4 protein-coding genes are annotated in these 3421 nt (G+C 56.3%); all 4 read left to right on the forward strand.

Annotated elements, in window-relative coordinates:
• The first annotated feature begins 106 nt into the window (after positions 1-106).
• Positions 107-661 carry an NUDIX hydrolase gene (locus DBO31_RS00005; RefSeq protein WP_059075271.1) on the forward strand — a complete coding sequence of 185 codons (555 nt, stop codon included), beginning with the start codon at positions 107-109 and terminating at the stop codon, positions 659-661.
• A gap of 81 nt (positions 662-742) precedes the next feature.
• The gene (locus DBO31_RS00010; protein WP_150824122.1) at positions 743-1915 is read left to right on the forward strand and encodes a phosphopentomutase; all 1173 of its coding nucleotides are present in this window, start codon (positions 743-745) and stop codon (positions 1913-1915) included.
• 5 nt (positions 1916-1920) lie between these two features.
• Positions 1921-3225, forward strand: coding sequence for a thymidine phosphorylase (locus tag DBO31_RS00015; RefSeq protein WP_150824123.1), 1305 nt, complete (start codon positions 1921-1923; stop codon positions 3223-3225).
• Between the two features lie 75 nt (positions 3226-3300).
• A partial coding sequence (locus tag DBO31_RS00020) for a TRAM domain-containing protein (protein ID WP_150824124.1) occupies positions 3301-3421 on the forward strand: 121 nt, incomplete at its 3' end.

Below are 3421 nucleotides of genomic sequence, written 5' to 3' on the forward strand. Positions count from 1 at the left end.
ACGAGAGGCTGTCGCAAGAAGGGTTCCGCCATCATGCGACAGCCTTTTTGGTGTAAAATTGACCAGCCACTAACCACCAGCCACTAAAAAAGAGGAGGAAATACACATGAGTATCAGTACAGAACGCATGATTGCGAGAAAAGAAATTTTACATGGCCGGGTCCTCCATGTCACTGTCGATACGGTAGAAATCGACGACGGACAGGGCGGCAAACCGAAGACGGCCACCCGGGAAGCCGTATGGCATTTTGGCGCCTGCGCGATTTTACCGGTGACCGATGATGGCAAAATCATCCTCGTCCGCCAGTACCGCTATGCTGCTGCCCAGCCCATGCTGGAAGTCCCGGCCGGCAAAATCGAACACGACGGGGAAAATCCGGCAGAATGCGCACACCGGGAACTGGAAGAAGAAACGGGCTTTTCTTCCGACGATATCCAGCCCCTGGGCTACGTGTATACGTCGCCGGGATTCTGCAACGAACGGATATACCTCTATCTGGCCAAAAACCTGAAAAAAGGCCATCAGCACCTCGATGAAGACGAATTCATGAACCTGGAATATTATACGCCGGAAGAAGTGGAACAATTAATCGACAAAAATGAAATTGTCGATGCCAAGACCATCGCCAATTTCCAGAAAGCCAGAAAATATCTTTTCTGAGACACTCCCTTTTTCCGCACATCCGGAACAACCCTATGGTATAATAAAAGGTAGAACATATTTCCCAAAGGGGTGAATCATATGAAATTTAAACGAATCATTGTCATCGTCATGGATAGTGTCGGTGCCGGCGATGCCCCCGATGCGGCAGCCTTTGGAGATGCCGGGGCCGATACGGTCGGACATATCGATGCCCGGGTGCCGCTGCGCGTACCTAATCTGCGCCGTCTCGGCTGGGGAAACATTGCCCATATTCACCGGGAACCTACGGAAGTCATCGGATCCTATGGCCTGATGGAAGAACAATCGGCCGGCAAGGACACGACCAGCGGCCACTGGGAATTTATGGGGAATATCGTGGAAACGCCCTTCCCCACATTCCCCCATGCCTTTCCCCCGGACCTGCTGCAGGCCTTTACGGAAAAGACAGGATACGGTTACATCGGTAACGAAATTGCATCGGGTACGGAAATCATCGAACGGCTGGGACCGGATCATTTCCGCACGGGCCTTCCCATCATCTACACATCGGCCGACAGCGTATTTCAGATTGCCGCCCACAACGATGTCATTCCTCTTGACGAACTGTACCGCATCTGCGAAATCACGCGGAAGGAAGTCTGCGTCGGCCCCTATGAAGTAGGGCGCATCATCGCCCGTCCCTTTATCGGGACACAGGGCCATTTCATCCGTACGGGCGACCGCCGGGATTACAGCCGTCTTCCCAAGAAAAAGATGGTCTTTTCCTATCTTTCCGAATCGGGACGCTTTGTCTCCGGCGTAGGGAAAATCGGCGATATATACGCACACATCGGCCTCACCGAATCGTACCATACGGGGGATAATCCGGCAGACATGAAAGCCCTGACGGAACAATTGCTGGCCCACCGGGACCGGGAAGGCCTGCTCATGGCCAACTTCGTCGATTTCGACAGCCAGTATGGCCATCGCCGTAACGTCGAAGGCTATGCCGCCTGCATCGAAGCATTTGATGATATGCTCGGTCATTTCCTGCCCCTGGTCCAGCCTGATGAACTGCTCATGATCACGGCAGATCACGGCAATGACCCGACCTGGAAAGGGACAGACCATACGCGGGAACGGGTGCCCCTCGTCGTTTACAGTCCGGCCCTTACGGAAGCGGTCGATCTGGGCATCCGCAAGACCTATGCCGACCTGGGACAGACCATCATGGATAACTTCTCCCTGGGGCAGCTTCCGGCCGGTACGGGATTTCTTTCTGAACTGAGGTGACGCCTATGTGGCCTATCGACTGCATTGCCCATAAACGGGATGGCCTGGTGCTGACGGACGAAGAAATTGCCCGTTTCATCGGGGATTATACGGCAGGCCGGATCGCCGACTATCAGGCCGCTGCCTGGTGCATGGCCGTGTACCTGAAGGGCATGGATGCAAGGGAAACGACAGCCCTGACAAAGGCCATGGCAGAAAGCGGCGACCTCGTCGATCTGTCCTCTATCCCGGGAATCAAAGTAGATAAACACAGTACGGGCGGCATCGCCGATACGACGACGCTCATCGTGGCGCCCCTGGTTGCTGCCGCCGGTGTACCCGTGGCCAAGATGAGCGGCCGGGGCCTGGGATTTACGGGCGGGACCATCGATAAACTCCAGTCCATTCCCGGCTTTCAGACGGAACTTTCAGAAGACGCCTTCCTCCGGCAGATGCAGGACATGGGAATGGCCGTTATCAGCCAGTCCGGTGAAATCGCCCCGGCAGACAAACTGCTCTATGCCCTGCGCGATGCGACGGCGACCGTCGAAAGCATCCCCCTCATCGCCAGTTCCATCATGAGCAAGAAAATCGCTTCCGGTGCCGACGCCATCGTCCTTGATGTCAAATACGGCGACGGGGCTTTCATGAAGACGAAAGAACGGGCCCGTCAGCTGGCACGGACTATGGTCGATATCGGCCGTCTGGCCGGCCGTCCGACGCGGGCCGTCCTGACCTACATGGAAGCCCCCCTGGGGACGGCCATCGGCAACAGCCTGGAAGTGGATGAAGCTGTAGAAGCCCTGTCGGGAAAAGGCGGCCGCCGGCTGATGGAAGTCGTAGAAGCCATCGGCAGCCAGATGCTCATCCTGGGCGGCAAAGTGCCAGATGAAGCACAAGGCAGGGCCTGTATCCGCCGGCTGGTAGAGAACGGGGAAGGCCTGAAAAAATTCCGCCAGTTCGTCCGGGCCCAGCACGGCAGTGCGTCCTGGATCGGGAAGCAGCCCCTTACCAGGGCCCCGCAGATGTACACCGCCGTATCGGCCGAAACGGGCTATATCACGGCCGTCCATGGAAGGGCACTGGGAGAACTGGCCATGCGCATGGGCGCCGGCCGGGCCCGCAAGGAAGACGCCATCGACCCGATGGTCGGCATACGCCTGTTCAAAGAATTGTATGACCCGGTCCGGGCCGGGGAACCGTTATTCACGCTCTACGGCAATTCTCAGGCGCCGATGGAAGAACTGGCACGGCAGGCGGCAGAACAGATTACCATATTAGACGGCCCGGCTCCCGTACAGGAACCGGTCGTTTCAGAAATTATTATGTAACCAAAGCCTCTCCAGCAAGGATAGAGCATACCGTTACCTGCGGAGAGGCTTTCGTATATCCGGGAAAGGATCTATATGAAGGAAAAACATGCGATTCCCGTACAAAAAGGGAAAATCTACGAAGTCCCCGTTCTCCGGCTGGGCACCAGCGGGGAAGGTGTCGGGCGATATGAGAATTTCACCATATTCATACCCC

The organism is Megasphaera sp. DJF_B143, assembly GCF_900320625.1.
Classification (GTDB): Bacteria; Bacillota; Negativicutes; order Veillonellales; family Megasphaeraceae; genus Megasphaera; species Megasphaera hexanoica.

Bases quoted from the DNA above. Each gene is read 5' to 3' on its own strand.
- DBO31_RS00005 (WP_059075271.1), top strand. From the start codon at position 107: ATGAGTATCAGTACAGAACGCATGATTGCGAGAAAAGAAATTTTACAT.
- DBO31_RS00010 (WP_150824122.1), top strand. From the start codon at position 743: ATGAAATTTAAACGAATCATTGTCATCGTCATGGATAGTGTCGGTGCC.
- DBO31_RS00015 (WP_150824123.1), top strand. From the start codon at position 1,921: ATGTGGCCTATCGACTGCATTGCCCATAAACGGGATGGCCTGGTGCTG.